The organism is Massilia pseudoviolaceinigra, from assembly GCF_030846505.1.
GTDB lineage: Bacteria > Pseudomonadota > Gammaproteobacteria > Burkholderiales > Burkholderiaceae_D > Telluria_A > Telluria_A violaceinigra.
On the sequence record NZ_JAVCWL010000033.1, the window covers coordinates 39111 to 64127 of the forward strand.

A 25017-nucleotide genomic window follows, 5' to 3' on the forward strand; every position below is an offset into this window, starting at 1 on the left:
CCTCCGCTGCGTCGTTCCCGCGCAGGCGGGAACCCAAGTCTATGGCATAGCCACACACGGCTCTACGAACTTGGATTCCCGCCTTCGCGGGAATGACGGTCTAAAGCTAACGGTAGAACGACGGACAGTTGGGGCGCGAGGTTAGCCGTAATCCGCATCCAATTCCGACCCCGCATAATTCTCGAACTCCGCAAACAAGGTCTTCATCGCCGTACGCGTGCGGATTTTCTGGATCACGGTACAGCTGGTCCGATACGACGCAATCCGTTCCGCGATCACCGGCTGGTGCTGCACCGGCACCTGCTTCATCAGCGCCGCCCAGCCCTCTTCATAATCGGGCTTGTTCTTGCGTACCGATTTCACCAAACGCTCGAAATCGGCCTGCCCCGTGCGCGCCACGATCCGTCCGCCGCCCTCGATCGCGAAAATGATCGCTACCGCAATCACGCCTTCCGCGTTCAGATCGGTGTCGTTGATCGGCCCCGCGTAATGGTGGCGCCGCAGCCAGCCGGCCGCGCGCACGATCGCCTGCACCGCCTTGCGCTGCCTGTACTGGACCTCGAACTTCTCGTACCCGGCCCAGTTCTGATGCGGATCGGCGCTGCAGATATCGACGAACAAATCCTTCAGGCGCCGCTGCGCGTACACCGGGTCCTGGTCGTATTCGCCCACCAGCGAATCCTCGGGCAAGGCGGCCAGGTCGCGCACCATGCGAAAACCCGCCTGGAACGCGTGCTCGGCCCCTTCCTCAATCAGGAGATCGAGCGCCGCTTCGTCGCTTTCGTGCGTGAGCTCATGATCGAGCCCCAGCGACACGCAGCCCACCGTCAGCAGCAAGGCTTTCTGGATGCCTTCGGCGGTGCGGTCGTTGGTGAACTTTTCGGCCACCATGGCGGTGATGCCGGCCAGCTCGTCGGCCAGGATCACCGACTCGTCGCCGATCTCGCGCGCCGACAGGCAACGGATCGCCCGCACCAGCCGCGGCAGGCGTTCGACGACGATGGCGGGCAGCGTATTTTGCGCCGCTTCCATCACGAGAAGATTCCCGTGCCGATGCTCTTGCGCGCGCCGCGCTTGGGCACGTTGCTGCGCGACGATGGCACCTGCTTGCGCAAGCGGTACAGCAATTCCTTGGTCGAGCGCTGCAGGAATTTCTGCTCTTCGTCCGGATCGTCGTTGTACTCGGCGTCGGCCAGGTCGCCGCTGTGGCGGAAGTCGGGGAACAGCTCGAACAAGGCGCGGTCCCAGCCATCTTCGCTGGCCTTGGCCAGTTCGATCGCCAATGGCGCCACGTCGCTGTCGGACGAGGTCTGGCTGGTGATGTACGGGCCCTTGGCCAGCACTTCGCCGGCCAGTTCCAGCATCTCTTTGGGCGCCATCGAGAACAGGATCGCGAACACGGTCGCGCCGTGGTCGGTGGCCGACGCTTCGACCAGCAGTTCCTGGCGGCGCTCCGGGTCGTCGGCCGAAAAGACGATGCCGTGCACGTGCGCGAACAGGGTCTCGGCGACGCGCTCAGGATCGTCTTCGATCATGTCGTCCGACCAGGTGGCGGCGAAAAACGCCAGGCTGTCGGCCCACGCCTTGGGCGGCACCAGCAGGGTGGCCAGCGAGGTCTTGCCGCCGTCAAAACCGGACAGGTGCAAGGCCGTCACCTGGGGGGCGAGCGAGGCGAGCACCTCGACCACGGCCAGGTCGCCATGCTGCTCGACCGCCTCGGAAAACGCATGCTCGGCATGCGAGAGCGAACCGGCGAGCACCAGTTCGCTGATCTGTTTCGATAACGCGGGCAGATTGCTGTTTTCGCTCATGCTCAATCTCCTTCCTTGTCGAACATCTGGGCGAAGTCGTCGGTGACGCCTTCATCTTCGTCGTCGTAACGGTCGTCGCCGTCATCGTCGCGCGAGAGCTGTTCGAGCGATTCGTCGTCCTCGTCCCACAGGCGCGGGTGCTTGAACAGGAATGCGGTGATGATGGCCTGGCGCGCCAGATCCGGGTGGTTCTCGGTCATGGCGTTGTACATGGCTTCGGCGTCGCCTTCGCAGGCGGCCATGGCGAACACTTTTTCCGGGCTGCCGCCTTCGTACTCGCCCGCTTCCACCAGCAAGCCCTTGGGATTGCTGAAGGTGATGTGATCGACCAGCGCGAAGCTCATCATGTTGACGTCTTCGATGCCGCCGCCGCTGGCGTATTCGCTCACGAGCGCGCCGACCATCATGTCGTAGTTCTTGCGGTTCGGCGGGTCGCCCAAAATGCCGTCGATCTGGCCGCCGAGTTCGCGCGACTGGTAGGCAAATTCGGGATGTACTTTTCTCATTTTCTGATCCTGTTGTAGTGCGTATGACTGCTGATGTGCTGCGCGTGGAGGCTGGCGCGGATATGGGGGCTGTGCTTACGCCGGCAAGGTCACGCCGTTCAGGCTGAACAACGAACGCCACAAGGCAAATGCCTCTTCCTCGGCATCGATGATGATGCGGTGGTTGACGCTCTGGTTGTATTCCTCGCGCTTGGCCGGGTCGGAGAGGATTTCGTAAGCCTTGGTGATGCTCTTGAAACGCACTTCCGCACCGGGGGCGTCGTTGCGGTCCGGATGGAAACGCATCGCCAGCGAGCGGTAAACCTTCTTGATCTCGTCGTCGGTCGCATTCGGCGCCACGCCGAGGATGGTGTATAAATTGTCCACGGGAAACTCCTGCTGCCGAAACTGTAAAGCGAGATTATCCTATAGAACGGCATCGGCCGGGCGGAACGCGGGTGCCGGCACCAATACATGCCACGCTTCGAGTCCGACCCACGCCTATTCGGAATTGGATACACACCTATTTGCGTTAAAATGACACAACCTTATCATTCGCAAAGCATCTCTCCATGAGCAACGAAAAAAACACTGCGGCGCCGGCTGCGAATGCCCCGTCGCCGAATTTCCTGCGCGCCATCGTCGAGAACGACGTGGCCGCCGGCACCCACGCCCGCGAGGGCTTGCCTCCAGTTATTACCCGCTTCCCGCCCGAGCCCAACGGCTACCTGCACATCGGCCACGCCAAATCGATCTGCGTGAACTTCGGCCTGGCGCGCGACTACCAGGGCCGCTGCAACCTGCGCTTCGACGATACCAATCCGGCCAAGGAAGAACAGGAATACGTCGACACCATCATCGACAGCGTCAAGTGGCTCGGCTTCAGCTGGGAACAGAACGGCGATAGCCACCTGTACTACGCGAGCGACTATTTCGAGCGCCTGTACCTGATGGCCGAGTACCTGATCACGGCCGGCTACGCCTACGTGGACAGCCAGAGCGCCGACGACATCAAGAAGAACCGCGGCAACTTCGGCACGCCGGGCGTCAATTCGCCGTTCCGCGAGCGCACGCCGGAAGAATCGCTGGCGATGTTCCGCGACATGAAAGCCGGCAAGTACAAGGACGGCGAGCACATCCTGCGCATCAAGATGGCCGCCGATTCGATGGCCTCGCCCAACATGACCAACCGCGACCCGGCCATCTACCGGATCCGCCATGCGCACCATCACCGCACGGGCGACGCCTGGTGCATCTATCCGATGTACGACTTCACGCACCCGATTTCGGACGCGCTGGAAAACATCACCCATTCGGTCTGCACGCTCGAATTCCAGGACCACCGCCCGTTCTACGACTGGCTGCTGGCGACCCTGGCCGAGGGCGGCTTCTTCAAGCAGCCGGTGCCGCGCCAGTACGAATTCGCGCGCCTGAACCTGACCTACGTCGTCACCAGCAAGCGCAAGCTGCGCGACATGGTCGACGAAGGCATCGTGACGGGCTGGGACGATCCGCGCATGCCGACCATCGTCGGCCTGCGCCGGCGCGGCTACACGCCGGAAGCGATCCAGCTGTTCTGCGAGCGCATCGGCGTATCGAAGGCCGACGGCTGGATCGACATGAGCACGCTGGAAGGCTGCCTGCGCGACGACCTCGACCCGAAAGCGCCGCGCGCCACCGCCGTGCTGCGTCCGCTGAAATTGATCATCGACAACTTCCCGGAAGGCGAGTCGGTCGAATGCACTTCGCCGGTGCACCCGCACTTTCCCGAGCGCGGCCTGCGCACCTTCCCGATCACGCGCGAACTGTGGATCGAGCAGGATGACTTCATGGAAGTGCCGAGCAAGGGATACTTCCGGTACTTCCCGCCGATCGGCGACGCCCCCGGCAGCCGCGTGCGCTTGCGCCACGGCTACGTTACCGAATGCACCGGTTACGACAAAGATGCTGAGGGCAACGTTACCGCCGTGCACGTTAAGTATTTCGAAGACAGCAAATCGGGTACCGAAGGTTCGAACACGTACAAGGTCAAAGGTAACATTCACTGGGTCAGCGCCGCCACCGCTTTGGCGTCGGAAGTGCGCCTGTACGACCGCCTGTTCACCGAGCCGCAGCCGGACGCGGGCGGACGCGACTGGAAGCCGTTCCTCAATCCGAACGCCCTGGAGGTGGTCACCGCCTACCTGGAGCCGGGCATGAGCGCGGCCGAAGCGGACCAGCGCTTCCAGTTCGAACGCCATGGCTACTTCGTCGCCGACCGCGTCGACTCCACGCCAGGCAAGCCGGTATTTAACAGAGTTACTACTTTGAAAGATAGCTGGGTCAAATAAACGTTGCCTAAACGCGACATTTTCGCCCCCCCGAATCCCGCCCCGGTGACTGCTGCGGCGGGATTCTTTCTATATTCAGACTTTTCCGATATCCATACCTAGCAGGGTCACTAGGTATTCTGACAACAAACTTCCGGTTAATGTAGATCAAACAATGCATCGCCATTTGCGGGTACCGAAAGGAATGCAACGCGCAATGCTTACTTTGAAGACAACTCTAAAAACATTCTCGACGGCACGTCCTGCCCTGTGGGTAGGCTTGCCCTTCTCGCTGGCGGTCGGCATGGTGCTTTACTTTGCGACCGCCAATTCTATTGAAGCGGACTCGCGCACCCGTTTCGCCGGCCTGGCGCAGAACGCCCGCAATACCATCAGCGCGCGCATCAAATCGTATACCGACGTGCTGCGCGGCACGGTCAGCGTATTCCAGATCAGCGAGCCGCTCACGCGCCGCCAGTTCCACGGCTACGTGCGCGGACTGGGACTGGCGAAAAACTTTCCCGCCATCGAGAACATCAATTTCGCCCAGCTGCTGCTCGACGCCGACCGCGATGCCTATCTGCAGCGCATGCGCAGCGAACGCGCGGCCGACGGCACGGTGCTGGAAGACTTCACCATCATGCCGCCCGGCCGCCGCCCCTCCTACACCGTGGTCACCTTCGTCGAGCCGGAAGACCGCTGGGCCGCGACGCTCGGCTACGACATGTTCGCCAATCCACTGATCATCGAAACGCTGGCCAATCTGCGCGATACGGGCAAGCTGTTCACCTCCGGCTTGCCGATCGCCTTCATCTCGGGACCGAACCGCACCGGACTGGGCATGCGCCTGCCGGTGTACCGCCCGCTTGCGCCGACCGCCACGGTGGCGCAGCGGCGCGCAGCCTACATCGGCACGGTCGGCATCGCGTTCAGCGTGCAGAAACTGGTGCAGGGCGTGATCGACGACGTGCCGATCAAGAATGTGCGCATGATGCTGGTCGACAATGCCATCGGTCCCGACATGCGGCGCGGGCGCATGCTGTTCGACACCGGCGGCGCCGGCGAGACCACGCTGCCGTCTCTGCTGGCGCCGGCCCGCTTCAGCGCCACGTTGCCGATCGACTTCAACGGGCGCCAGTGGGATGCCACCTTCAGCGTGGCCGCCACCGAGCTGTACACGGGCTTCGAGGAATTCGCGCCGTGGCTGGCGATGATGGCCGGTTCGGTCAGCTCGATGCTGCTGTACGCGCTGTTCCATGCGCTGACCTCGTCGCGCCGGCGCGCGATCAAGATGGCCAAGGGCATGACGCGCGAACTGCGCGACAGCCAGGCCAAGCTGCAGCTGTCGCACCAGAACCTGCGCCGCCTGGCGGCCCATGCCGACCAGATCAAGGAAGGCGAGCGCAAGCGCATCGCGCGCGAAATCCATGACGACCTCGGGCAAAACCTGCTGGCGCTGCGCATCGAAGCGGACATGCTCAGTTCGCGCACGCGCGAGCGCCATCCGCGCCTGCATGCGCGCGCCCGCTCCACCCTGCAGCAAATCGACGCCACCATCAAGAGCGTGCGCCAGATCATCAACGACCTGCGTCCGAACGTGCTGGACCTGGGCTTGTCGGCGGCGGTGGAGTGGCAGATCGCCGAATTCAAGCGCCGTACCGGCATCGCCTGCGAGCTGATCGATGAACCGAAGGAAGTGGCGCTCAGCGACCACGCCGCCACGGCCTTCTTCCGCATCCTGCAGGAATCGCTGAGCAATATCGTGCGCCATGCGCAAGCGACCAGGGTCCGGGTTGAACTCAAGCTCAACGGCAATCGCCTGTCGATGACGGTGACCGACAACGGCATCGGCCTGCAGGCCGGCGAACGGGCCAAGGTCGGCTCGTTCGGCCTGGTCGGCATCGAAGAGCGGATCAGCATCCTCGGCGGTTCGTTCTCCATTTCCAGCAACGGCGGCGACGGCACCACGGTGTGCGTGAGCGTGCCCTTGCACAACGAACCTTCGCGCGGCGGCCCGTCCGGGGCAGTGGTCGGCAAAAGTGAATCGCATGCCGCGTTTGTCTGATGACGACGGGCATTGTCCTAAACAGAATCCTCCTGAATGACCTGCGGCACAGTCAGTGCATCCGCAATGCACTAGGAATTGCCCTAAATAATCATTGAGCTAAGTCAACAAGCTAGGTTTGGACCGGCGCAACATCCTCAAACAGTAACGGAAATCAATGTAATAGGGCAATTGATTTACCGGAAGAAATGAAAGAGTCAGTCGTTTTGCAGCAGCCGTAGTACCCGCAGATTCAAACAGGGATGTAGTCACATAAACCAATCACACTCTAAAAAAGAGGCTTAATCATGATGAACAACGACGCAATCAACGCAATTTCGGAACTCGATCTGGATCCAATCAAATTCAAGCTTACCCACGCCGATTCCGGCGAAGGCTGGTCGCAGGAAAAAGCCGATGCAGTGGAAGTGGAGTATCGGCGCTTTCTGTATCTGATGAAGATGTTCCCGGAAGACGAAACCGCACCGATGATTGAAGTCGACATCTTCTGGCACTACCATATTCTGGACACCATGAAGTACGCGAAGGATTGCGAGCACGCGTTCGGCTACTTCCTGCACCACTATCCGTATGTCGGCATGAGCGGCGAAGCGGAAGATACGCAGTACCTGCAAGATTGCGGCAACAAAATGCGCGACCTGTATGAAAGCACGTTCGACGAGCCTTACGGCCAGCGCGCCGCGGCCTGGTGCACCCGCACCGCTGAAGCCGCCGCGCCGGTGGAAGCCGCCCCGCAGTCGGCATGGTGCACGCGCACCACCGAAGCCGCCGCGCCAATGGAAGCAGCCGCTGCGCAGTCGGCATGGTGCACGCGCGCCACCACTGAAGAAGTGAAGTCGGCGTGGTGCACACGGGTGTCGGAGGACCATGCCAAATCCGCCTGGTGTACACGCACGGTGTCGGCTCACACCAAGGCCGCATGGTGCACGAGGACCAGCGCCGACAGCGCCAAATCGGCATGGTGCACACGCACGGTGTCCTCCGACGCCAAGTCGGCATGGTGCACGAGGACCAATACGGATGCGGCCAAGTCGGCATGGTGCACACGCACGGTGTCCTCCGACGCCAAATCGGCATGGTGCACGAGGACCAATACGGATGCGGCCAAGTCGGCATGGTGCACACGCACGGTGTCCTCCGACGCCAAGTCGGCATGGTGCACGAGGACCAATACGGATGCGGCCAAGTCGGCATGGTGCACACGCACGGTGTCCACCGACGCCAAGTCGGCATGGTGCACGAGGACCAATACGGATGCGGCCAAGTCGGCATGGTGCACACGCACAGTGTCCACCGACGCCAAGTCGGCATGGTGCACGAGGACCAATACGGAAGCAGCCAAGTCGGCATGGTGCACGCGCACAGTGTCCACCGCCGCCAAGTCGGCATGGTGCACGAGGACCAATACGGAAGCAGCCAAGTCGGCATGGTGCACGCGGACCAGCGCAACGTCAGTCAGCGCGGCATGGTGTACGAAGGTGACGTCCGCCACGCCCCAGGCGGCATGGTGCACAAAAATCAGCGAACCGGATGACAGCGATACACTGGTGGTGAGTGCAGCCACACGCGAACTGCTGCAAGCGATCGCCCAAGGCGCGCGGCAGGCAGTCTGAGTGCTTCACCGCAACGCATGACCAGCAGTGGGCAATCATCCGCGCGCCGGCGGGACCGCAGTCCCCGCCCCGCGGCACGGCGACGAATACGATCGCAACAACATGTGGAGCAGTACCGCAAGGAGCAGCATCGACCGGCAATCCGTGCCGGTCGATGCTGCTCAAGCGCCTCTGAACGGGGCGCCGGATATCCGATCAAGGGGCACATGGTGCCCCTTTTCGTTTGGGCCGCCTCAGGCGTTAATAGTGATGCTCACCGCCGGCACGCCCATCATCGCGCGCAATTCGCGGATGCTGAAATCGCTGATTTCATGCATGCGCAGCAGGATCGTCGCGCCAATCGGCAAGGTGCGATGGCGGATTTTGCTGATCACGGGCGGCGCCACTTCAAGCGCGCGCGACAGGGCTGCGTCGTTTTTGAGCTGCAAGCGTTCAATGATGGCATCGAGCACTTTGTTCGGATCGTAGGTAGGATCTTCCGGAAATCTGCGATTGGTCATGTTCTTATATCTTTCCAAATTCGCACCGTGGCATATTCGCCAGTGCGCTGTCTTTACAGTCAATTAAGTAAGCGGTAATGCCAAAAACAGACCGAATATGCGGCTGCCATAGCATAGGCGTGCATCATACACCTAAGTGTTGACATTCGCTCAACCAGTGGAACTTTAACTCAATTAAGTTTGTGTTTAAGGCAATATTTGGTGAGAATTGGCGCGGCGCGCGGCGCGCCGGACAGGGGCAAACAGCCAGTCCAGCGCTACCTGGGTGGCCAAATGGCTGTAATTGGTGGGAATCAGATAGAATTGAACGAGCAAGCGCTCACTATCGGTGGGGACGAGGCGCCATCCGAGCTGGCGGCGGATCTCTTCGGGAGGCGGGGGTGGACGGCGCGCACTTTCGCGCCGTGCCATATAGGCGCGCACTTGTTCCTTGGTTGGCTGGATGATCCGATGTGGCATGACGGTTGGGACAAGTCAGCAATTGAGACGACACTGCACACGATACGGCCACGGAGACGCCGGAACTTGATGGAGGTCAAACGAGCGCATGTATTAGCCCATTGACAATCCGCTTTCTCCCCTATTTCTTCTGGCTTGCCAGATACAGGGTTTTGGCGTCCTGATGCGCGCGGTCGACCGTGCGCATGGCTTCCTTCTCATCGTGTTCGACGAAAAATTCGGCGTCCTGCGCCTTCACGACCAGCTTGATCGCGGCGGCATCGCTCAGGTTGTACTTTTCCGTGATCAGGGTGGTTACTTCATCAAGATATTCTTCGTAGGTCATCGCGCTTCCTTAGTGGGGACCGTCATTTTACCAGCGCCATCGCCGCCACCGCCGGCGCAACTTGCGGAAAACGCAGGCGCACACCGAACTCCCGCTTGATGCGCTCGTTGCTCATGCGCCGCGACTCGGACATGAACGACAGCAACATCGGCGATACTTCAGCAATTAGTTGCGATCGCGCAACGCGAGGCGGACGCGCCATGCCGAAGGCATCGGCCACGGTATCGAAATAATCGGCCATTTTCATATGCGTATCGTCGACCGCGTGATAGATGCGGCCGGGCAATGTCCTGTACAAGGCCAGCGCCACGATGCGCGCCAGGTCATCGGCGTGGATATGATTGGTAAACACATCCTCGGACGCCAGCAGCGCGGGCGTGCCCTGCTCCAGACGGCGCAGCGGCAAACGGTCGCGCGCATAGATGCCGGGCACGCGCAGGATCGCCAGGCGCGCGCCGCTACGGCTGGCCCACGCGCGCAGCACGCGCTCGGCATCGACCCGGCGCTGCGCGCGCGCATTGCGCGGCGCCACGGTGCGCGTTTCATCGATCAGGGCACCGGCGCAGTCGCCGTACACGCCGGTGGTGCTGATGTAGACCATGCGCGCGCCGGCCGGCAGCACCGCGCACAGGTTGCGGGTACGGCGGTCGAGCGTGCCTTCCGTCTGCGGCGGCGCCATGTGCACCACCCAGTCCGCCAGGCCGGCCAGGCGTTTCAAGCTTGCGCTCTGGTCGAGGTCGGCGATGATGGGGACCGCGCCGGCCGCGCGCAGTTCGGCGCAGCGCTCGGCGTTGCTGGTGACGGCGAACACGCGAAAGCGCGCGCGCACCAGCGGCAAGAGGCGCATGCCGACATCGCCGCAGCCGAGAATGAGCAGGCGCGGCCGGTTGAAAGGGGAAGTGGTGGTCATGTGAAATTGTTTGTCGTCAATGGCGTAGCCGGACAATATACAAGATAACCGTGGCGCCGGCAGGGGACGCCGTCGGGGTTCATCCCGGCCCTGCCGCACCCGGCGAGCGCACCGGAGCATGTAAAATACCAGCAACCCGTTCCTCGCGACAGTACCGGCGCGATCAACACCGATCATGTAGTTCCAATGGATGACGATGACACTATGACGTTTCAGATTACTGTCCAGCCGAGCGGCCACCAGTTTGCCTGCGAAGCGGACGAAACCGTGCTGGCGGCGGCGATCCGCGCCGGCATCGGCCTGCCCTACGGCTGCAAGAACGGCGCCTGCGGTTCCTGCAAGGGCAAGGTTGTCTCCGGCACGGTCGCGCACAAGGCGCACCAGCAGCGCGCCCTGAGCGAGGAAGAAAAAGCCGCCGGCTTCTCGCTGTTCTGCTGTGCCACCACCTCGGCCGACCTGATCATCGAAGCACGCGAAGTGGGCGGCAGCACCGATTATCCGGTGCGCAAGATGCCATCGCGCGTGGCCAGCATCGAGAAAGTCGCGCCGGACGTGGCCATCATCACCTTGCAGCTGCCGGCCAATGAAGCACTGGCTTACCGCGCCGGGCAATACATCGAATTCATGCTGCGCGACGGCAAGCGGCGCAGCTACAGCATGGCCAGCGCGCCCAGCCTGGCCGGCCCGCTGACCTTGCACATCCGCTACATGGCGGGCGGGCTGTTTACCGAGCAGGTGTTCAATACCATGAAGGAGCGCGACATCCTCCGCTTCGAAGGTCCGTTCGGCACGTTTTACCTGCGCGAAGATTCCGACAAGCCGATCGTGCTGCTGGCCTCGGGCACGGGGTTTGCCCCGGTCAAGGCGCTGGTCGAGCACCTGATCCACCTCGGTTCCACCCGTCCAGTCAGCCTGTACTGGGGCGGACGCCGCCCGGGCGACCTGTACATGAATGCGCTGTGCGAACAATGGGCTGCCACCCTGCCCGACTTCCGCTACGTGCCGGTGGTGTCGCACGCCTTTCCGGAAGACCACTGGACCGGGCGTACCGGCTACGTGCACGCCGCGGTGATGCACGACCTGCCCGACCTGTCCGGCCATCAGGTGTATGCCTGCGGCGCTCCGGTGGTAGTCGAGGCTGCGCGGCGCGAGTATGTCGAGCAATGCCATTTGCCGGCCGAGGAGTTCTACGCCGACGCCTTCACCAGCGAAGCCGACCTGGCCTGATTCGCACCGAAGAACCGCTTTGGCCGCCCCCTCGTCCTCCTGGTCTGCGGCAAGCGCTGGCCAGGAAAATCAACGCCGTGACGGCCACGGTGCAAGCGGGCCACGTACCGATGCTATGGCAGTCGAAGCAGGTGGCCGGGGTCATCCTCGCCGCCGCCAAACGCTGACCGTTGCCTAATCGGGGTCAGACCCCGGTTAGGCAACTATTTGCGCTTGACTGCGGAAGCGTCGAACTGGTCGCTGTTTTTGCCGGTCACGCCGCTGTAGAAACGCTGGATTTCAACCATGTCGACCGTGATGTCGCCGGTGGTGTGGAACATGCAGCCAATGCCGCCCGTCTTGCGCTTGAAGTCGAGGAAGGCGAGCGCGATCGGGACGTTGGCGCCGTGCGCAATGTGGTAAAAACCCGTCTTCCAGTGCGTGACCTTACCACGCGTTCCTTCCGGCGCGACAATCACCGCCAGCCGCTCGCGCTTGGCAAACGCGTCGATCGTGTTCTGCACCGTGTTGTTGGAGGCGCTGCGGTCGATCGGGATGCCGCCCAGCCAGCGCGACAGCCAGCCGATCGGCCAGGTAAACAGGCTCGACTTGGCCATCCAGTACACCCGCAAACGCAAGGCGAAACACACCATCAACGTGATCGGGAAATCCCAGTTGCTCGTGTGTGGCGCGGCAATGAGCACGTACTTGGAATAGCCGGCAATCTGCTCCGGCGTCAGCCCATCGGTACGCCACCCCATCAGCCGCAGCGTCAGGAGCGAGAATCCTCTCATCAAGGTGTTGACGACAGGTGTTTCAAATATGGTGTTCTGCATAAAACGATAACGGCAAGGAAGCGGCACAGCCAGCAGGGTCGGGAAACATCGTGCACAATACCATGCAGATTCCAGAAAGAATCATTTTACCCTACCCGCGTAGCCAGTCCCGAAAGTTCCTATGTCTGTGATGTCGCCGTCCAACGGTTTCAGTGTTTTGCGCCACCGTAATTTCTCGTTTTACCTCGGCGCGCGCGTGCTGGGAACCCTGGCGGTACAGATGCAAAGCGTGGCCATCGGCTGGCAGGTGTATCGGATGACGGGCAGCCTGTTCGACCTCGGCCTGATCGGCCTGGCCCAGTTCGCGCCTTTCCTGGTGTTGATTTTGCTCGCAGGCCATACGGCCGACCGCTACGACCGGCGCCGGATCATTATCCTGTGCCTGCTCACGCAGTTGCTGTGCGGCCTGATGTTGCTCGCCTTTACGGCAAGCGGGGTGTCGGTGGTGTGGCCGGTGTTTGCCATCCTGGTGCTGTTCGGCAGCGCGCGCGCATTCATGATGCCGGCCACCCAGGCGGTGCTGCGCAATATGGTGCCCGATGAAAGTTTCAGCCAGGCGGTGGCACTGAGTTCGTCGGCGTTTCACGTGGCCGTGATCGCCGGTCCCGTGCTCGGCGGCTTGCTGTACATCGCGGGGCCGACGACGGTGTATCTGGCGGCCGCCACGCTGCTGGTGCTGTCGGTGATCCTGATGTCGATGACGCACAGCGCGCCCCAGATCGTCAACAAGGAGCCGGCCACCTGGCACACGGTGCTGGAAGGCTTGCGCTTCGTGTGGTCGCGCCCGATCATGCTGGGCGCCATTTCGCTCGATCTGTTCGCGGTGCTGTTCGGCGGCGCCACGGCGCTGCTGCCGGCCTACGCGCACGATGTGCTGCAGGTCGATGCGGTGGGACTGGGTTTCCTGCGCACCGCGCCCGGCGTCGGCGCCGCGCTGTGCTCGGTTGCGCTGGCGTTTTATCCGATCCGCCGCCGCGTCGGCGCGTGGATGTTCGGCGGCGTGGCCGTGTTCGGCACGGCCACCCTGGTGCTGGGCTGGAGCGCCAGTTTCCCGGTCGCGCTCGGCGCCCTGTTCCTGCTCGGCGCCGGCGACATGGTCAGCGTGTACGTGCGCCATCTGCTGGTGCAGTTCGAAACGCCCGATGAAATCCGCGGCCGCGTGAGCGCGGTCAATGCGGTGTTCATCGGCGCCTCCAACGAGCTCGGCGAATTCGAGTCGGGCCTGACCGCCGGCTGGTTCGGGCTGACGCGCGCCATCCTGTTCGGCGGTGCCGCCACGCTGGCGGTCACGGCGATCTGGATCTTCAAGTTTCCGGTGCTCTCGCGCATGGACCGCTTTCCTCATCACGAAAAGGAAGAGACGGCACTGCGCGATGGCAAGGCCGGCGCGTGAGCGTGCTGGCGATCCATCTGCGCGCATTCGGTGCGCGAACCCCGGTGGAGGACGACGCGCCCTTCCTGGCGCGCCTGTACGCGTCCACGCGCCAGGACCTGCTCGGCAGCGGGCGCGCCGACCCGGCCCTGGCGGCGTCGCTGATCGCGATGCAGCAGCGCCTGCAGGCGGCCGATTACCGCGTGCGCTTTCCGGATGCCGTCCATCTGATCTTGCAGGAGGCCGGCGCGCCGGTGGCGCGCATCGTGGTCGACCAAAGCCGCGATGCGCTGCGCCTGGTCGATATCGCCCTGCTGCCGCAGGCACGCGGGCGCGGTACCGGCAGCGCCGTGCTGCGCGCACTGCAGCAGTTCGCGGCCGAGCGTCATCTGCCGCTGACCTTGTCCGTCCACCGCGGCAACCCGCGGGCACGCCGCCTGTACCTGGGACTGGGCTTCGCGATCGAGCGCGCCGACACCCACGCCGACGCCCTGCGCTGGCAGGCGGCATGACCCGATTTCATTTGCACTGAGCAATATCAAACAAAGGTGTAATATGAAGCCGTGTGCTTAACGTTGTGCCAACCCGGGCGCTGCGCAGCAACGCGCGCAGGCCGCACACGCAATAAGACCGGGGTTGTGCCAGTACCTTTATGAACAGCCGGGAGTGAGCTTATGCAAATCAACATCAATACCGATAAAACGATCGAACGTCATCAGGGCCTCGACGATCATGTGCAATCCGTGGTCTCCGCCGCCGTTCAGCGTTTTAGCGAACACATTACCCGTGTTGAAGTCCACCTCAGCGACGATAACAGCCAGAAATCCTCCGACGGCGGCAACCGCTGCCTGCTCGAAGCGCGCGTGACCGGCTACCAGCCGATCGCCGTGAGCGACCACTCGGTGCACCTGCACCAGGCCATCACCGGTGCAGCGGACAAACTCAAGCGCGCTATCGAAAGCGCCCTGGGCCGTCTGCACGACAAGCAGCTGCACGCGACGCCGAAACTGGTGCCCGAGCCGGACGAAGTCAACGAGTAATTGCCGGGTACTACGCCAAGGCCAGCGCCTGCCCCTGCGGCAGGCTGGCCTGAGGCAACTCCAGCAAGGCAGCCAGCCTGTCTTGCTGGCGCACGATCAGAACATCGACGCCGACTGTGCCAATGCGCGCAAGTAGCGCAAACCGGCCAGCGAACGGCTGCCGTACCACGACATCATTTCACCATCGATCACATGCACCGGCTTGCCGATCTGTTTTTCCAGCGCGTCCGCGTGGACGTCCGTGAAGCGGTAGGGTTCGGTCGACAGCAGCACGCCGTCGATGCGCGCCACCAGTTCATCGGACCAGTTGAAGCGTGGGTAGCGCGTCGCGCCAGGCGACGCGTCGTCCAGCTGCGGCACGCTCCAGCCGATCTCGGCCATCATGCGGGCGATGTAGGTGTCCGCCGAGACGCTCATCCACGGGTCTTGCCAGATGCAGTACAGCACGGTCGCCGGCCGCCCCTTGGGCAGCGCCTGCAGCGCCGCGTATTCTTCCTCGAAGGCGGCGCACCAGGCCGCGGCCTTGGCGTCGGCGCAAAAAATCCCGCCCATCAGCCGTGCCAGCGCCAGGTTGTCGCGCGGCGCCACCGGATGGGTGACGACGATGTTCGGCACAAATTCGGCCAGCGCTTCGACGGTCGGCTTTTCGTTCTCGTCGATATTGACCACCAGATGGGTGGGCGCGAGCTTGCGGATTTTTTCCAGGTTGACGTCCTTGGTGCCGCCGATCTTGGCAATGGCGGCGACCTCGGCGGCCGGATGGATGCAAAATCCGGTGCGCCCGACCACTTGCCGGGCCAGGCCGAGCTCGCACAGCAATTCGGTAATCGAGGGCACCAGCGACACGATGCGTGCCGCCGGGTCGGGCTGATGTGGGGTGCCAAGGGCGTCGATGAAGTGCATGTCGTGGATGGTTCGATTCGAATGACGCTATTGGAACACTGATATGATGCAAATGCCAATTGTTATAGCGGCGCACACCTGACCGGAGAGACTATTTTGGAACAGATCGGCACCTTCGCTGCATCAAGTTACACCATCCGGGACTTGCATTTGTTCCGCGACATCGACGACGAGCAGATCGCGCAGGCGCTGGCCGGCTGCGCCGTGGTGCGGCTCGCGCCCGGGGCCAGGGTCGAGGACAGCAACCGTGCGCGCCTGTACATCCTGCTGCGCGGCGCTCTGGCGGTCGAGGCCGACACCCGCAACGGCATGGCCGACGGCACGGTCAGCAAGATCTTGCCGGGCGAGAGCGTGGGCGAGCAGTCGGTGCTGGACGAAGCGGCCAACCTGGCCTCGATCAGCGCGCTGGAAGAATCGGAGCTGCTGCTCATCGAAGGCGAACTGGTGTGGAAGCTGATCGACCAGTCGAACGGCCTGGCGCGCAACCTGCTGCGCCTGCTCTCGTTCCGCATCCGCGCCGCCAATGCGCTGCTGCGGCGGCGCCAGAAGCTGGGCGAATTCTACCGCCAGCTGTCGATGAACGATGGCTTGACCGGCATGTACAACCGGGCCTGGATGAACGACATGCTGCCCAAGCTGATCGCCACCGCGCACCGCGCCGGCACGCCGCTGGCGCTGGTGATGCTCGACCTCGATCATTTCAAGCGCTTCAACGATACCCACGGCCACCTGGCCGGCGACGACGCCCTGCGCGCGGCGGCCGACGTGATTTCCACGGCGCTGCGCCCGTCCGATTTCGCGCTGCGCTACGGCGGCGAGGAATTGATGGTGATCCTGCCCGAAACCCCGGAACCGCTGGCGCTGATGGTGGCCGAGCGGCTGTGCTCGCGCATGCGCGAGGCGCCGATTTTCCGCGACATGCGCATTCCGCTGCCGCACATCACAGCCTCGTTCGGGGTGGCCTTGCTCGAAAAAGGCATGGACGACAGCGCGCTGATCGCGGCGGCAGACGCGGCCATGTACCGCGCCAAGGAAGGCGGACGCAACCGCGTCGCGCGCTGATCGAGCGCGCCGCGTCCCCGCGCGGCGCCAATCTGTGTACCATATGGGTCCGACCCGGCGTGCGTCTCTCCTCCGGGCTGCAACTTATCGATCAAAGTTCCATGACCACCCATACCTTTCTCTGGCACGACTACGAAACCTTCGGCGCCCAGCCGCGCCGCGACCGCCCTGCGCAGTTCGCCGCGATCCGCACCGATGCCAACCTCAATGAAATCGGCGAGCCGCTCATGCTGTACTGCCAGCCGGCCCCGGATTTCCTGCCGGACCCGCAGTCCTGCCTGATCACCGGCATCACGCCGCAGCAATGCCTCGAACTGGGCGTGCCGGAGCATCAGTTCGCGGCCACCATCGAGGCGGCCTTCAGCCAGGCGGGCACGATCGGGGTCGGCTACAACACGATTCGCTTCGACGATGAAATCACGCGCTTCCTGTTCTGGCGCAACCTGATCGATCCGTACGCGCGCGAGTGGCAGCACAATTGCGGGCGCTGGGACTTGCTCGACGTGGTGCGCATGACGTACGCGCTGCGTCCGGAAGGCATCGAATGGCCACTGCGCGAGGATGGCAAGCCCAGTTTCAAGCTGGAGCACCTAGCCAAGGCCAACGGCTTGCTGCACGAGACGGCGCACGATGCGCTGTCGGACGTGCGCGCCACCATTGCGCTGGCGCGCCTGATCCGCGACAAACAGCCCAAGCTGTTCGACTTTTGCCTGGCGCTGCACAAGAAGGATAAGGTCGCGTCGGAAATGGGCATGCACCTGGCGGCGGCGCAGCGCCAGCCGTTCCTGCACGTGTCGGGCATGTTCCCGACCGAGCGCGGCTGCATCGGGCTGGTGTGGCCGCTGGCGACCCATCCGACCAACAAGAATGAAGTGCTGGTGTGGGATTGCAGCCACGACCCGGCCGAGCTGTTCGGGCTCGATGCGGAAACGATCCGCCTGCGCATGTTCACGCGCTCGGCCGATTTGCCGGAAGGCGTGACGCGCTTGCCGATCAAGAGCATCCACCTGAACAAGTCGCCGATGCTGGTGGGCAATCTCAAGACCCTGAGCGCGGCGATGGCGGAAAAGTGGGGCATCGATATCGAGCAGGGACGCGCGTTCGCGGCCGTGGCGGCAGCGGGGCCGGATATGGGGGCCTTGTGGGCGCAGGTGTATCAGCGGCCGGGTGCGCAGGAAGCGGTCGATGTGGATGAGGATCTGTATGGCGGGTTCATCGGCAATGGCGACCGGCGCAAGCTGGAGTCCTTGCGTGCCGAGACGCCGGAGAAGCTGGCCAAGGCCCGGCCGTCGTTCGAGGATCAGCGGCTGGTGGAACTGGTGTTCCGCTACCGCGCGCGCAATTTCCCGGCGTTGCTGAGCGAAGCTGAAGCGCAGCAGTGGGAAGAGCACCGCGCCGCCAAGCTGTTCGATGGGCAAGGCGGGGCGAGGACGATCGAGCAGTTGTTTGCCGAGATCGATACCCTGTCGGAAGATGCCGACGAGCGCGCGGAGGAGATTTTAGGGACCTTGTACGATTACGCGGAGGCGATTGCACCGAGCAGGTATTAAGCCGGTCGTTCCGGCTACTATCTCGTCGTTCCGGACACTAACCCGTCGTTCCCGCGCCAAGGCGGCACTCGGCGGGAACGACGATCTAGCGATACAAGTTAATCGCGTCACGCGTCTCCAGCGCCACCCTGCGCGCCGCCACGGCGAAATCCTCACTCCCCTGCGGCGTGGCATACAAAATCGCGCGCGAGGAATTGATCATCATGCCGGCGCCGCTGGCCGTGCGGCCGGACTTCACGGTCGCTTCCACATCCCCGCCCTGCGCGCCGACACCCGGCACCAGCAGCGGCATCTCGCCCACGATCGCGCGCACCTGCGCCAGTTCCTCCGGAAAGGTCGCGCCCACCACCAGCGCGCACTGCCCGTTCCTGTTCCACTTGTCGGCCACCATGCGCGCCACATGCTGGTACAAGGGCTTGCCGTCGGCCATCAGGAACTGCAGATCCGATCCGCCCGGATTCGAGGTGCGGCACAGCACGATGGCGCCGCGGTCGGTCCACTCCATGTACGGCTCGACCGAATCGAAACCCATGTACGGGTTGACCGTCACCGCATCGGCCCCGTAGCGGTCGAATGCTTCGCGCGCGTACTGGCGCGCGGTGGCGCCGATGTCGCCGCGCTTGGCGTCGAGAATCAGGGGAATGTGCGGATAATGCTGGCGCGCGTACGCGCAGATGCGCTCGAGCTGGCCTTCGGCGCCGAGCGCGGCAAAGTAGGCGATCTGCGGCTTGAACGAACACGCCAGATCCGCCGTGGCATCGATGATCTCCTTGCAGAACAGGAAAATCGCATCGGGCTCGGTGGCCAGTTGCGCCGGGAAACGGGCGAGATCGGGGTCGAGGCCCACGCACAGCAGGGAATTGTTGGTGGTCCAGGCGGCGGACAGCTTGTTGATAAAGTTCACAGGACAGCCTCGTAGTCGATTACAAACCCGTCATTGTAGCGCGTCCCATGCCCCTCCCGGCCCGGCACCACGCACGTTTGAAAAGTCATCGTGTTGGCATTTAGGGTATATTTTTGACCATTCGACAACTTGCTACGGACGGAAATACCATGACAAACACTGCATTCGCACGCTGCGCACGGGTGCTGCTGACCCTGGCACTCACAGGGACGCTCCTGTCCGGCTGCGGCTACAACGAGTTCCAGACCAAGGATGAGGCCAGCAAGGCCGCCTGGGGCGAAGTCGTCAACCAGTACCAGCGCCGCGCCGATCTGATTCCAAATCTGGTCAACACGGTCAAGGGCTATGCCAACCACGAAAAGGAAACGCTGGAGTCGGTCACGCGCGCACGCGCCGCCGCCACCAGTTTCCAGATCACCCCCGAGGTACTGAACAATCCGGAAGCGTTCAAGAAATTCCAGCAGGTGCAGGGCGAGCTATCGGGCGCCTTGTCGCGCCTGATGGTGGTGGCGGAGAAATATCCGGACCTGAAGGCCGACGCCAGCTTCCGCGACCTGCAGTCGCAGCTCGAAGGCACCGAGAACCGCATCACCGTCGCGCGCCAGCGCTACATCGTCACGGTGCAGGAATACAACGTTCAGGTGCGCAAGTTCCCGACCAATCTGACGGCGATGATGTTCGGCTATGAAGTCAAGCCATCGTTCACCGTCGAGAACGAAAAAGCGATTTCGACCGCCCCGACCGTCAATTTTGGCAAGTAAGCAGATGCGCTGGCTGCGATTTTTATCGACGCTGGTCCTGGCACTCGGCCTCGGCCTTGGCTTGGGCGGCCCGGTGCACGCGCAATTGGTGCCGGTGCCGACCCTGAGCAGCCATGTCACCGACCAGGCCGGCATGCTGAGCGCGGAACAGCGCGCCAAGCTGGAAACCGTGCTCACCGAGTACGAAAGCAAGACCGGCAGCCAGATCGCGGTGTTGCTGGTCAAGAGTACGGCGCCGGAACAGATCGAGCAGTACAGCATCCGCGTCAGCGATGCCTGGAAGCTGGGGCGCAAGGGCGTCGATGATGGCGTGCTGCTGGTGGTGGCGCCCGACAATCCGACCGCACTGCGGCGCCTGCGCATCGAAGCCGGGCGCGGAGTGCAAGGCGTGCTGACCGATGCGCAATCGAAACGCATCCTGCAAGACGTGATCGCACCGCATTTCCAGCAAAAGCAGTTTTATGACGGCCTGGTGGCCGGCGTGGGCGCGATCGCGACCTTGCTGAACGCGGAACAGTTCCCTGCACCGCCGCAGCAGCAACAGTCCAATGAGTTGGACGAAGACAATATGACGGTCCCGTTGATCCTGTTCGGGGCCTTTCTCCTGTTCTCCATTTTCCGCCCGCGCCGTTCGCGTCTTGGGCGGGGCGGCTGGAGCAGCGGCGCCACCGGCTTCATCATTGGTAGCGCACTCGGCGGCGGCGGTGGCGGTGGTGGTTTTTCCGGCGGCGGGTTTTCCGGCGGCGGCGGCAGTTTTGACGGCGGCGGCGCCTCGGGAGATTGGTAATGAGTCACTCCCCTACACCATCGATGGGCGCACGCCTTGCGCGCATCTGGCGCCACTGGCGCAGCACGGCGGCGAAAGGCCGGCGCGCGTTTCCACCGGAAACGCTGGACGCGATCGGCAAAGCCATCACGGCTGGCGAGCAAACCCACCGCAGCGAGCTGCGCCTGATCGTCGAAAACAGCTTGCCGTTCGATGCCTTGTGGGCCGGGATGGGCATGCGCGAGCGCGCCATTGCCCTGTTCGCAGAATACGGCATCTGGGATACCGAAGACAATTGCGGCGTGCTGATCTACGTGAATCTGGCCGAGCACAAGGTCGAAATCGTGACCGACCGCAATGTCGGGCGCAAGATCGACAATATCGTCTGGACTCGGGTGTGCACGACAATGACGCAGGGCTTTGCGCGCGGTGAATTCCACGCCGCCACGCTCGCTGCATTAGAGCAAGTCAACACTTTGCTCAGCCAGCACTTTCCGGCCAACGGGGCGCGCGCCAATGAATTGCCGGATCGCCCGGTGGTGCTGTGATGCAGTGCAAAAAAATGAACGCCGGGGGCGCTGTGTGGTTAAAATTCGCTATTCCCGCACCACATTGAAAGCAATACATGAGACTTGAGCAAAAAGTAGCGATCGTCACCGGCGCCACGCAAGGCATTGGCTTGGCCTGCGCCCAGCGCCTGGTGAAAGAAGGCGCGCGCGTGATGCTGGTCGATATCAAAGCCGACGGCGCCGCCGCCGCCGAAGCGCTCGGCGAGAACGCCCGCTTCTTCGCTGCCGATGTCAGCCAGAAAGCCGATGTCGATGCCATGATCGCCGCTACCGTGGCCGCCTTCGGCCGCATCGATGTGCTGGTCAACAATGCCGGCGTGACGCATGCCGCCGACTTCCTCGACCTCACCGAAGACGATTTCGACCGCGTCATGCGCATCAATCTGAAGTCGATGTTCCTGTGCGGCCAGGCCGCGGCGCGCCACATGGTGAGCCAGCAGCACGGCTGCATCATCAATATGTCGAGCGTTAATGCCGAAGTGGCGATCGCCAACCAGGTGCCGTATGTGGTGTCCAAGGGCGGCATCAATCAACTGACCAAGGTAATGGCGCTCAATTTGGCCGGCTACGGCATCCGCGTGAACGGCATCGGCCCGGGCACCATCCTGACCGAACTGGCCAAGAAAGCCGTGCTGGGCAGCCCGGAAGCGCGCAAGACGATCCTGTCGCGCACCCCGCTGGGACGCTGCGGCGAGCCCGACGAAATCGCCTCCGTGGTGGTGTTCCTGGCCAGCGACGATGCTTCGTATATGACCGGCCAGACCATGTATGTCGACGGTGGCCGCCTAGCCCTCAACTACACGGTCCCGGTGAAGGAATGAGCCAAACCAAACAGACGCTGCCGGCCTCGGTCAACATGCTGGCGCTGGAAAACCAGTTTTGCTTCGCGCTGTATTCGGCCTCGCATGCGATGACCAAGACCTACAAGCCGATGCTCGACCGGCTCGGCCTGACCTACCCTCAATACCTGGTGATGCTGGTGCTGTGGGAGCAGGATGCGATCCTGGTCAAGGATATCGGCGCGCGCCTGTTTCTCGATTCCGGCACGCTCACGCCGCTGCTCAAGCGGCTGGAAGGCAATGGCCTGCTCTCGCGCAACCGCGATCCGCACGACGAGCGCCAAGTGCGCATCGTGCTCACCGAGCAGGGCCAGGCGCTGCGCGCCCAGGCCGAGGCGATTCCGGAACAGGTGCTGTGCGCAAGCGGACAGGAACTGGCCGCGCTGGGACGCATGCGTAGCGAACTGTCGAGCGTGCGCGACGACCTGTTCAAGGCCATGGAAGACCACGACTGAGTTGACCGGCGGGGCACGCCCCGCTCTTGATCGAAAAAGAATTCGATAAATAGATTGCACACAATTAGATTGTTAGCTATAGTTCTTCCATCGGCACAGCGTTGCCGCCCCAACCCAACCAAGGAGTCACCATGCAAGTTCTCTACACAGCACACGCAACAGCAACCGGTGGTCGCGATGGCCGCGCCGTTTCCGATGACAGCGTCCTGGACGTTAAACTGTCGACCCCGAAATCGCTGGGCGGCGCGGGCGGCGACGGCACCAATCCTGAACAACTGTTCGCGGCCGGCTATGCTGCATGTTTCCTGTCGGCCTTGAAACTGGTCAGCGGCGCGCTCAAGACCCCGGTGCCGGCCGACACCAGCATCGACGCATCGGTCGGCGTGGGCCCGAACGACAAGGGCGGCTTCGGCCTGACCATCAAGCTGGTCGTGAAAACGCCCGGCATGGACCAGGCAATGGCCCAGGCCGCAGTGAACAAGGCGCATGAAGTGTGCCCGTACTCGAATGCAACACGCGGCAACATTGAGGTCGACCTGAGCGTGGAAGTCTGAATGCAAGGATCGAGATATAAGTGAGGCGCATGTCCGGTATCCGGAATGTCAATTAGACATATAATCCGTGGACCCGCATAATTGCACCTGTCTCCACTATCTTCCTCCAAGAAAATAGTTTGAAGCCCGCTTTCATCAGCGGGCTTTTTTTTTGCGTGCACGACATGCGAGGCGTGCGCCCATGCGCCCGGGCTGGGCTGCCTGTCGGAATTCTTCTCTTTATTCATCGCGCCGACGCAATTGTTGCGCATTGTCATAGCTGCGTCACATTGCCTCCCTATACTAGTTTCATCTGCTGTACACGCACCCGATATGCGTGACTGGCAGCCAGGTGTGCCGACCCAGAGGGCGGCACACCACTCCGAATTGACGATCTCTTGGCCCGATCTTGGGTTTAGCCCGCTCCCACAAGCGGGCTTTTTTTTGGCGCAACACTTTTTCCCGTTCCTTTGACTAGGGTTGGCAAAAAGATGACGTAAAGGCTTGAAGCTGCCGCCCATTCATCTATAGTGAAGTTCCTCGAGCTTTTTTCATAACCATTGGCCAGCCAAGCGGAGCGATAAGAATGAGTGAATATGTCCTTGATGCATTATCAGAACCACTTTATCAACAGGCACACGCCAGCCGCCGCCAGCGCCATAGTCCCGACGACAAGCTCGTCCTTAGTGAACTCAATCCCAGCGCTGTTGTCGACCACCTCGACACCGGCGATGTCCCTGTCGAACTGATCACCTTCGGTACGGTTCGGGAAACCTGTCCCAATTGCAGTCATACGCATCTCAAGCTGGTCTTGCGCCAGCGCGCCGTGCGTGTTGCCCATCTGTTTTGCGCCGAGTGCCAGGGCTGTTTCGACGCCCGCTACAGCAATGGTGCGCCGGCGCTGACGATCTGATTTAGCGTCCACGCAGGCAACATGCTGGCCGTGCATGTCCGACGGCCGGCATGGTAAGGTGATGGTTTTCCCCACACCCTCTGTCATGCCTGCACTGCTTTCCCTTCTCGTTCTCGACGAACGCCTGCGCAAGTTGCGCTATGGCACCGCATTGGCGATCTACGCCGCCATTCTCATCATGGGTTCCTTGCCGGGCGCACGCGCCGAAATCGGCACCGTGGCATCAGGCATTGTCCTGCACTCGCTGGCCTACGGTGTTATCACATTTCTTTTGTTCACCGGCAGCTTGGGCAGTGCGCGCGAACGCGCGGTCAAGTCGGTCCTGAGCGTGATGGTCATGGGTGCGCTGGACGAGCTGGTGCAGAGCTTCCTGCCGTACCGCTCAGGCGCGATCGGCGACTGGTTGGTCGATTGCAACGCCGCGCTGATCACGGCCGGCCTGCTCTGGGCCTTCCTGCCTCAGACGGCACGGTCCCGTTAAACGCGGCGGGCCGGCCGGCGCATCGGCGAATTGCCCGGCACTCGCCTCGCGCACGAGGCGATGCACCGCCTGGCCCGACAGATGATGCTCACGCAGGCTGATGACGGTCGTTTCCACCGAAGCGACCAGGTCGACAATCAGGCCGGAGAGTGATGAAGCAGGCATGGCAGGCTCTCAAAAAAATTGCATTAGAAAATTATGGCCCGCTCAAGCAGGTGGGTTTTTGCGCTGCATCAAACTCCGCATGCGCATGGCTTGCGCTCATTCCTTCCCCTCCGCAAAATTGAAGCTTATCTAATGGTTGTTTGATCTGCGTCAAACGCAAGAGAATGCATGGGAACGCCGGCCGG

General features: G+C 62.6%; 27 protein-coding genes. 17 read left to right on the forward strand and 10 right to left on the reverse strand.

The genetic code is table 11. From position 1 onward, the window contains the following. Positions 1 to 141 precede the first annotated feature (141 nt). From RBA40_RS26310 to RBA40_RS26325, 4 genes are all read right to left on the reverse strand, one after another. Complete coding sequence (locus tag RBA40_RS26310; protein ID WP_306651202.1) at positions 142 to 1032, reverse strand: hypothetical protein; 891 nt, start codon at positions 1030 to 1032, stop codon at positions 142 to 144. Then, positions 1032 to 1811, reverse strand: a complete 780-nt coding sequence (locus RBA40_RS26315; RefSeq protein ID WP_306651204.1) for a hypothetical protein — start codon at positions 1809 to 1811, stop codon at positions 1032 to 1034. The genes RBA40_RS26310 and RBA40_RS26315 overlap by 1 nt, the downstream gene beginning before the upstream one ends. A gap of 2 nt (positions 1812 to 1813) precedes the next feature. Beyond that, positions 1814 to 2317: a hypothetical protein gene (locus RBA40_RS26320; RefSeq protein WP_306651205.1), complete on the reverse strand. Its 504-nt coding sequence runs from the start codon at positions 2315 to 2317 to the stop codon at positions 1814 to 1816. A gap of 75 nt (positions 2318 to 2392) precedes the next feature. Beyond that, positions 2393 to 2683 carry a DnaJ domain-containing protein gene (locus RBA40_RS26325; protein WP_099874717.1) on the reverse strand — a complete coding sequence of 97 codons (291 nt, stop codon included), beginning with the start codon at positions 2681 to 2683 and terminating at the stop codon, positions 2393 to 2395. Between the two features lie 185 nt (positions 2684 to 2868). Between RBA40_RS26325 and RBA40_RS26330 the strand changes: the two genes are divergently transcribed. The 3 genes from RBA40_RS26330 (at position 2869) to RBA40_RS26340 (ending at position 8283) form a co-directional block, all read left to right on the forward strand. Then, a complete protein-coding gene (locus RBA40_RS26330; protein WP_306651206.1) occupies positions 2869 to 4626 on the forward strand; it encodes a glutamine--tRNA ligase/YqeY domain fusion protein in 1758 nt (585 codons plus the stop codon). A 196-nt stretch (positions 4627 to 4822) separates the two neighbouring features. Continuing rightward, entirely contained in the window at positions 4823 to 6670 is a 1848-nt protein-coding gene (locus RBA40_RS26335; protein WP_374710555.1) for a sensor histidine kinase, read from the forward strand. Between the two features lie 287 nt (positions 6671 to 6957). After that, a complete protein-coding gene (locus tag RBA40_RS26340; RefSeq protein WP_306651208.1) occupies positions 6958 to 8283 on the forward strand; it encodes a glycine-rich domain-containing protein in 1326 nt (441 codons plus the stop codon). A gap of 233 nt (positions 8284 to 8516) precedes the next feature. Here the strand turns inward: RBA40_RS26340 and RBA40_RS26345 are convergent, their stop codons facing one another. From RBA40_RS26345 to RBA40_RS26355, 3 genes are all read right to left on the reverse strand, one after another. Further along, positions 8517 to 8783 (reverse strand): hypothetical protein, encoded by a 267-nt coding sequence (locus RBA40_RS26345; RefSeq protein WP_099874714.1) that lies wholly within the window; start codon positions 8781 to 8783, stop codon positions 8517 to 8519. Between the two features lie 580 nt (positions 8784 to 9363). Then, a complete protein-coding gene (locus RBA40_RS26350; RefSeq protein WP_306651210.1) occupies positions 9364 to 9567 on the reverse strand; it encodes a hypothetical protein in 204 nt (67 codons plus the stop codon). A gap of 22 nt (positions 9568 to 9589) precedes the next feature. Continuing rightward, entirely contained in the window at positions 9590 to 10477 is an 888-nt protein-coding gene (locus tag RBA40_RS26355; protein ID WP_306651211.1) for an SDR family oxidoreductase, read from the reverse strand. Positions 10478 to 10681: 204 nt separating this feature from the next. On the opposite strand from RBA40_RS26355, the gene RBA40_RS26360 reads away from it, so the two are divergent. Beyond that, on the forward strand, positions 10682 to 11704 hold the full coding sequence (locus tag RBA40_RS26360) for a CDP-6-deoxy-delta-3,4-glucoseen reductase (RefSeq protein ID WP_306651213.1): 1023 nt from the start codon (positions 10682 to 10684) through the stop codon (positions 11702 to 11704). Positions 11705 to 11907: 203 nt separating this feature from the next. Here the strand turns inward: RBA40_RS26360 and RBA40_RS26365 are convergent, their stop codons facing one another. Next, on the reverse strand, positions 11908 to 12519 hold the full coding sequence (locus RBA40_RS26365) for a lysophospholipid acyltransferase family protein (protein ID WP_306651215.1): 612 nt from the start codon (positions 12517 to 12519) through the stop codon (positions 11908 to 11910). 121 nt (positions 12520 to 12640) lie between these two features. On the opposite strand from RBA40_RS26365, the gene RBA40_RS26370 reads away from it, so the two are divergent. From RBA40_RS26370 to RBA40_RS26380, 3 genes are all read left to right on the forward strand, one after another. After that, entirely contained in the window at positions 12641 to 13912 is a 1272-nt protein-coding gene (locus RBA40_RS26370; protein ID WP_306651217.1) for an MFS transporter, read from the forward strand. A gap of 2 nt (positions 13913 to 13914) precedes the next feature. Beyond that, the gene (locus RBA40_RS26375; RefSeq protein ID WP_306651218.1) at positions 13915 to 14403 is read left to right on the forward strand and encodes a GNAT family N-acetyltransferase; all 489 of its coding nucleotides are present in this window, start codon (positions 13915 to 13917) and stop codon (positions 14401 to 14403) included. 162 nt (positions 14404 to 14565) lie between these two features. Continuing rightward, positions 14566 to 14931 (forward strand): HPF/RaiA family ribosome-associated protein, encoded by a 366-nt coding sequence (locus tag RBA40_RS26380; protein ID WP_306651219.1) that lies wholly within the window; start codon positions 14566 to 14568, stop codon positions 14929 to 14931. Between the two features lie 96 nt (positions 14932 to 15027). Here the strand turns inward: RBA40_RS26380 and RBA40_RS26385 are convergent, their stop codons facing one another. Then, entirely contained in the window at positions 15028 to 15834 is an 807-nt protein-coding gene (locus RBA40_RS26385) for a helical backbone metal receptor (protein ID WP_306651221.1), read from the reverse strand. Positions 15835 to 15930: 96 nt separating this feature from the next. Here RBA40_RS26385 and RBA40_RS26390 point away from each other — a divergent pair, with 96 nt between their 5' ends. Both RBA40_RS26390 and sbcB read left to right on the forward strand, forming a co-directional pair. Continuing rightward, the gene (locus RBA40_RS26390) at positions 15931 to 16896 is read left to right on the forward strand and encodes a diguanylate cyclase (RefSeq protein WP_306651223.1); all 966 of its coding nucleotides are present in this window, start codon (positions 15931 to 15933) and stop codon (positions 16894 to 16896) included. A 101-nt stretch (positions 16897 to 16997) separates the two neighbouring features. Further along, positions 16998 to 18446 (forward strand): exodeoxyribonuclease I, encoded by a 1449-nt coding sequence (gene sbcB / locus RBA40_RS26395; RefSeq protein ID WP_306651224.1) that lies wholly within the window; start codon positions 16998 to 17000, stop codon positions 18444 to 18446. An 85-nt stretch (positions 18447 to 18531) separates the two neighbouring features. Here the strand turns inward: sbcB and pyrF are convergent, their stop codons facing one another. Then, entirely contained in the window at positions 18532 to 19350 is an 819-nt protein-coding gene (gene pyrF, locus RBA40_RS26400; RefSeq protein WP_306651225.1) for an orotidine-5'-phosphate decarboxylase, read from the reverse strand. A gap of 149 nt (positions 19351 to 19499) precedes the next feature. Between pyrF and RBA40_RS26405 the strand changes: the two genes are divergently transcribed. The 8 genes from RBA40_RS26405 to RBA40_RS26440 all read left to right on the forward strand — a co-directional run bounded on the left by RBA40_RS26405 (position 19500) and on the right by RBA40_RS26440 (position 24667). Continuing rightward, complete coding sequence (locus RBA40_RS26405) at positions 19500 to 20111, forward strand: LemA family protein (RefSeq protein WP_099874702.1); 612 nt, start codon at positions 19500 to 19502, stop codon at positions 20109 to 20111. Between the two features lie 4 nt (positions 20112 to 20115). Next, on the forward strand, positions 20116 to 20898 hold the full coding sequence (locus RBA40_RS26410; RefSeq protein ID WP_306651227.1) for a TPM domain-containing protein: 783 nt from the start codon (positions 20116 to 20118) through the stop codon (positions 20896 to 20898). Continuing rightward, positions 20898 to 21425 carry a TPM domain-containing protein gene (locus RBA40_RS26415; protein ID WP_306651228.1) on the forward strand — a complete coding sequence of 176 codons (528 nt, stop codon included), beginning with the start codon at positions 20898 to 20900 and terminating at the stop codon, positions 21423 to 21425. Before RBA40_RS26410 ends, RBA40_RS26415 begins: the two co-directional genes overlap by 1 nt. Before the next feature lie 77 nt (positions 21426 to 21502). Then, the gene (locus tag RBA40_RS26420; RefSeq protein WP_306651229.1) at positions 21503 to 22267 is read left to right on the forward strand and encodes an SDR family NAD(P)-dependent oxidoreductase; all 765 of its coding nucleotides are present in this window, start codon (positions 21503 to 21505) and stop codon (positions 22265 to 22267) included. Next, entirely contained in the window at positions 22264 to 22740 is a 477-nt protein-coding gene (locus tag RBA40_RS26425) for a MarR family winged helix-turn-helix transcriptional regulator (protein ID WP_306628074.1), read from the forward strand. The genes RBA40_RS26420 and RBA40_RS26425 overlap by 4 nt, the downstream gene beginning before the upstream one ends. Positions 22741 to 22871: 131 nt before the next feature. After that, positions 22872 to 23294, forward strand: a complete 423-nt coding sequence (locus tag RBA40_RS26430) for an organic hydroperoxide resistance protein (protein ID WP_306651231.1) — start codon at positions 22872 to 22874, stop codon at positions 23292 to 23294. Between the two features lie 565 nt (positions 23295 to 23859). Beyond that, a complete protein-coding gene (locus RBA40_RS26435; protein ID WP_099874696.1) occupies positions 23860 to 24186 on the forward strand; it encodes a hypothetical protein in 327 nt (108 codons plus the stop codon). Positions 24187 to 24220: 34 nt separating this feature from the next. Beyond that, on the forward strand, positions 24221 to 24667 hold the full coding sequence (locus RBA40_RS26440) for a VanZ family protein (protein ID WP_306651233.1): 447 nt from the start codon (positions 24221 to 24223) through the stop codon (positions 24665 to 24667). Positions 24668 to 25017: the final 350 nt, after the last annotated feature.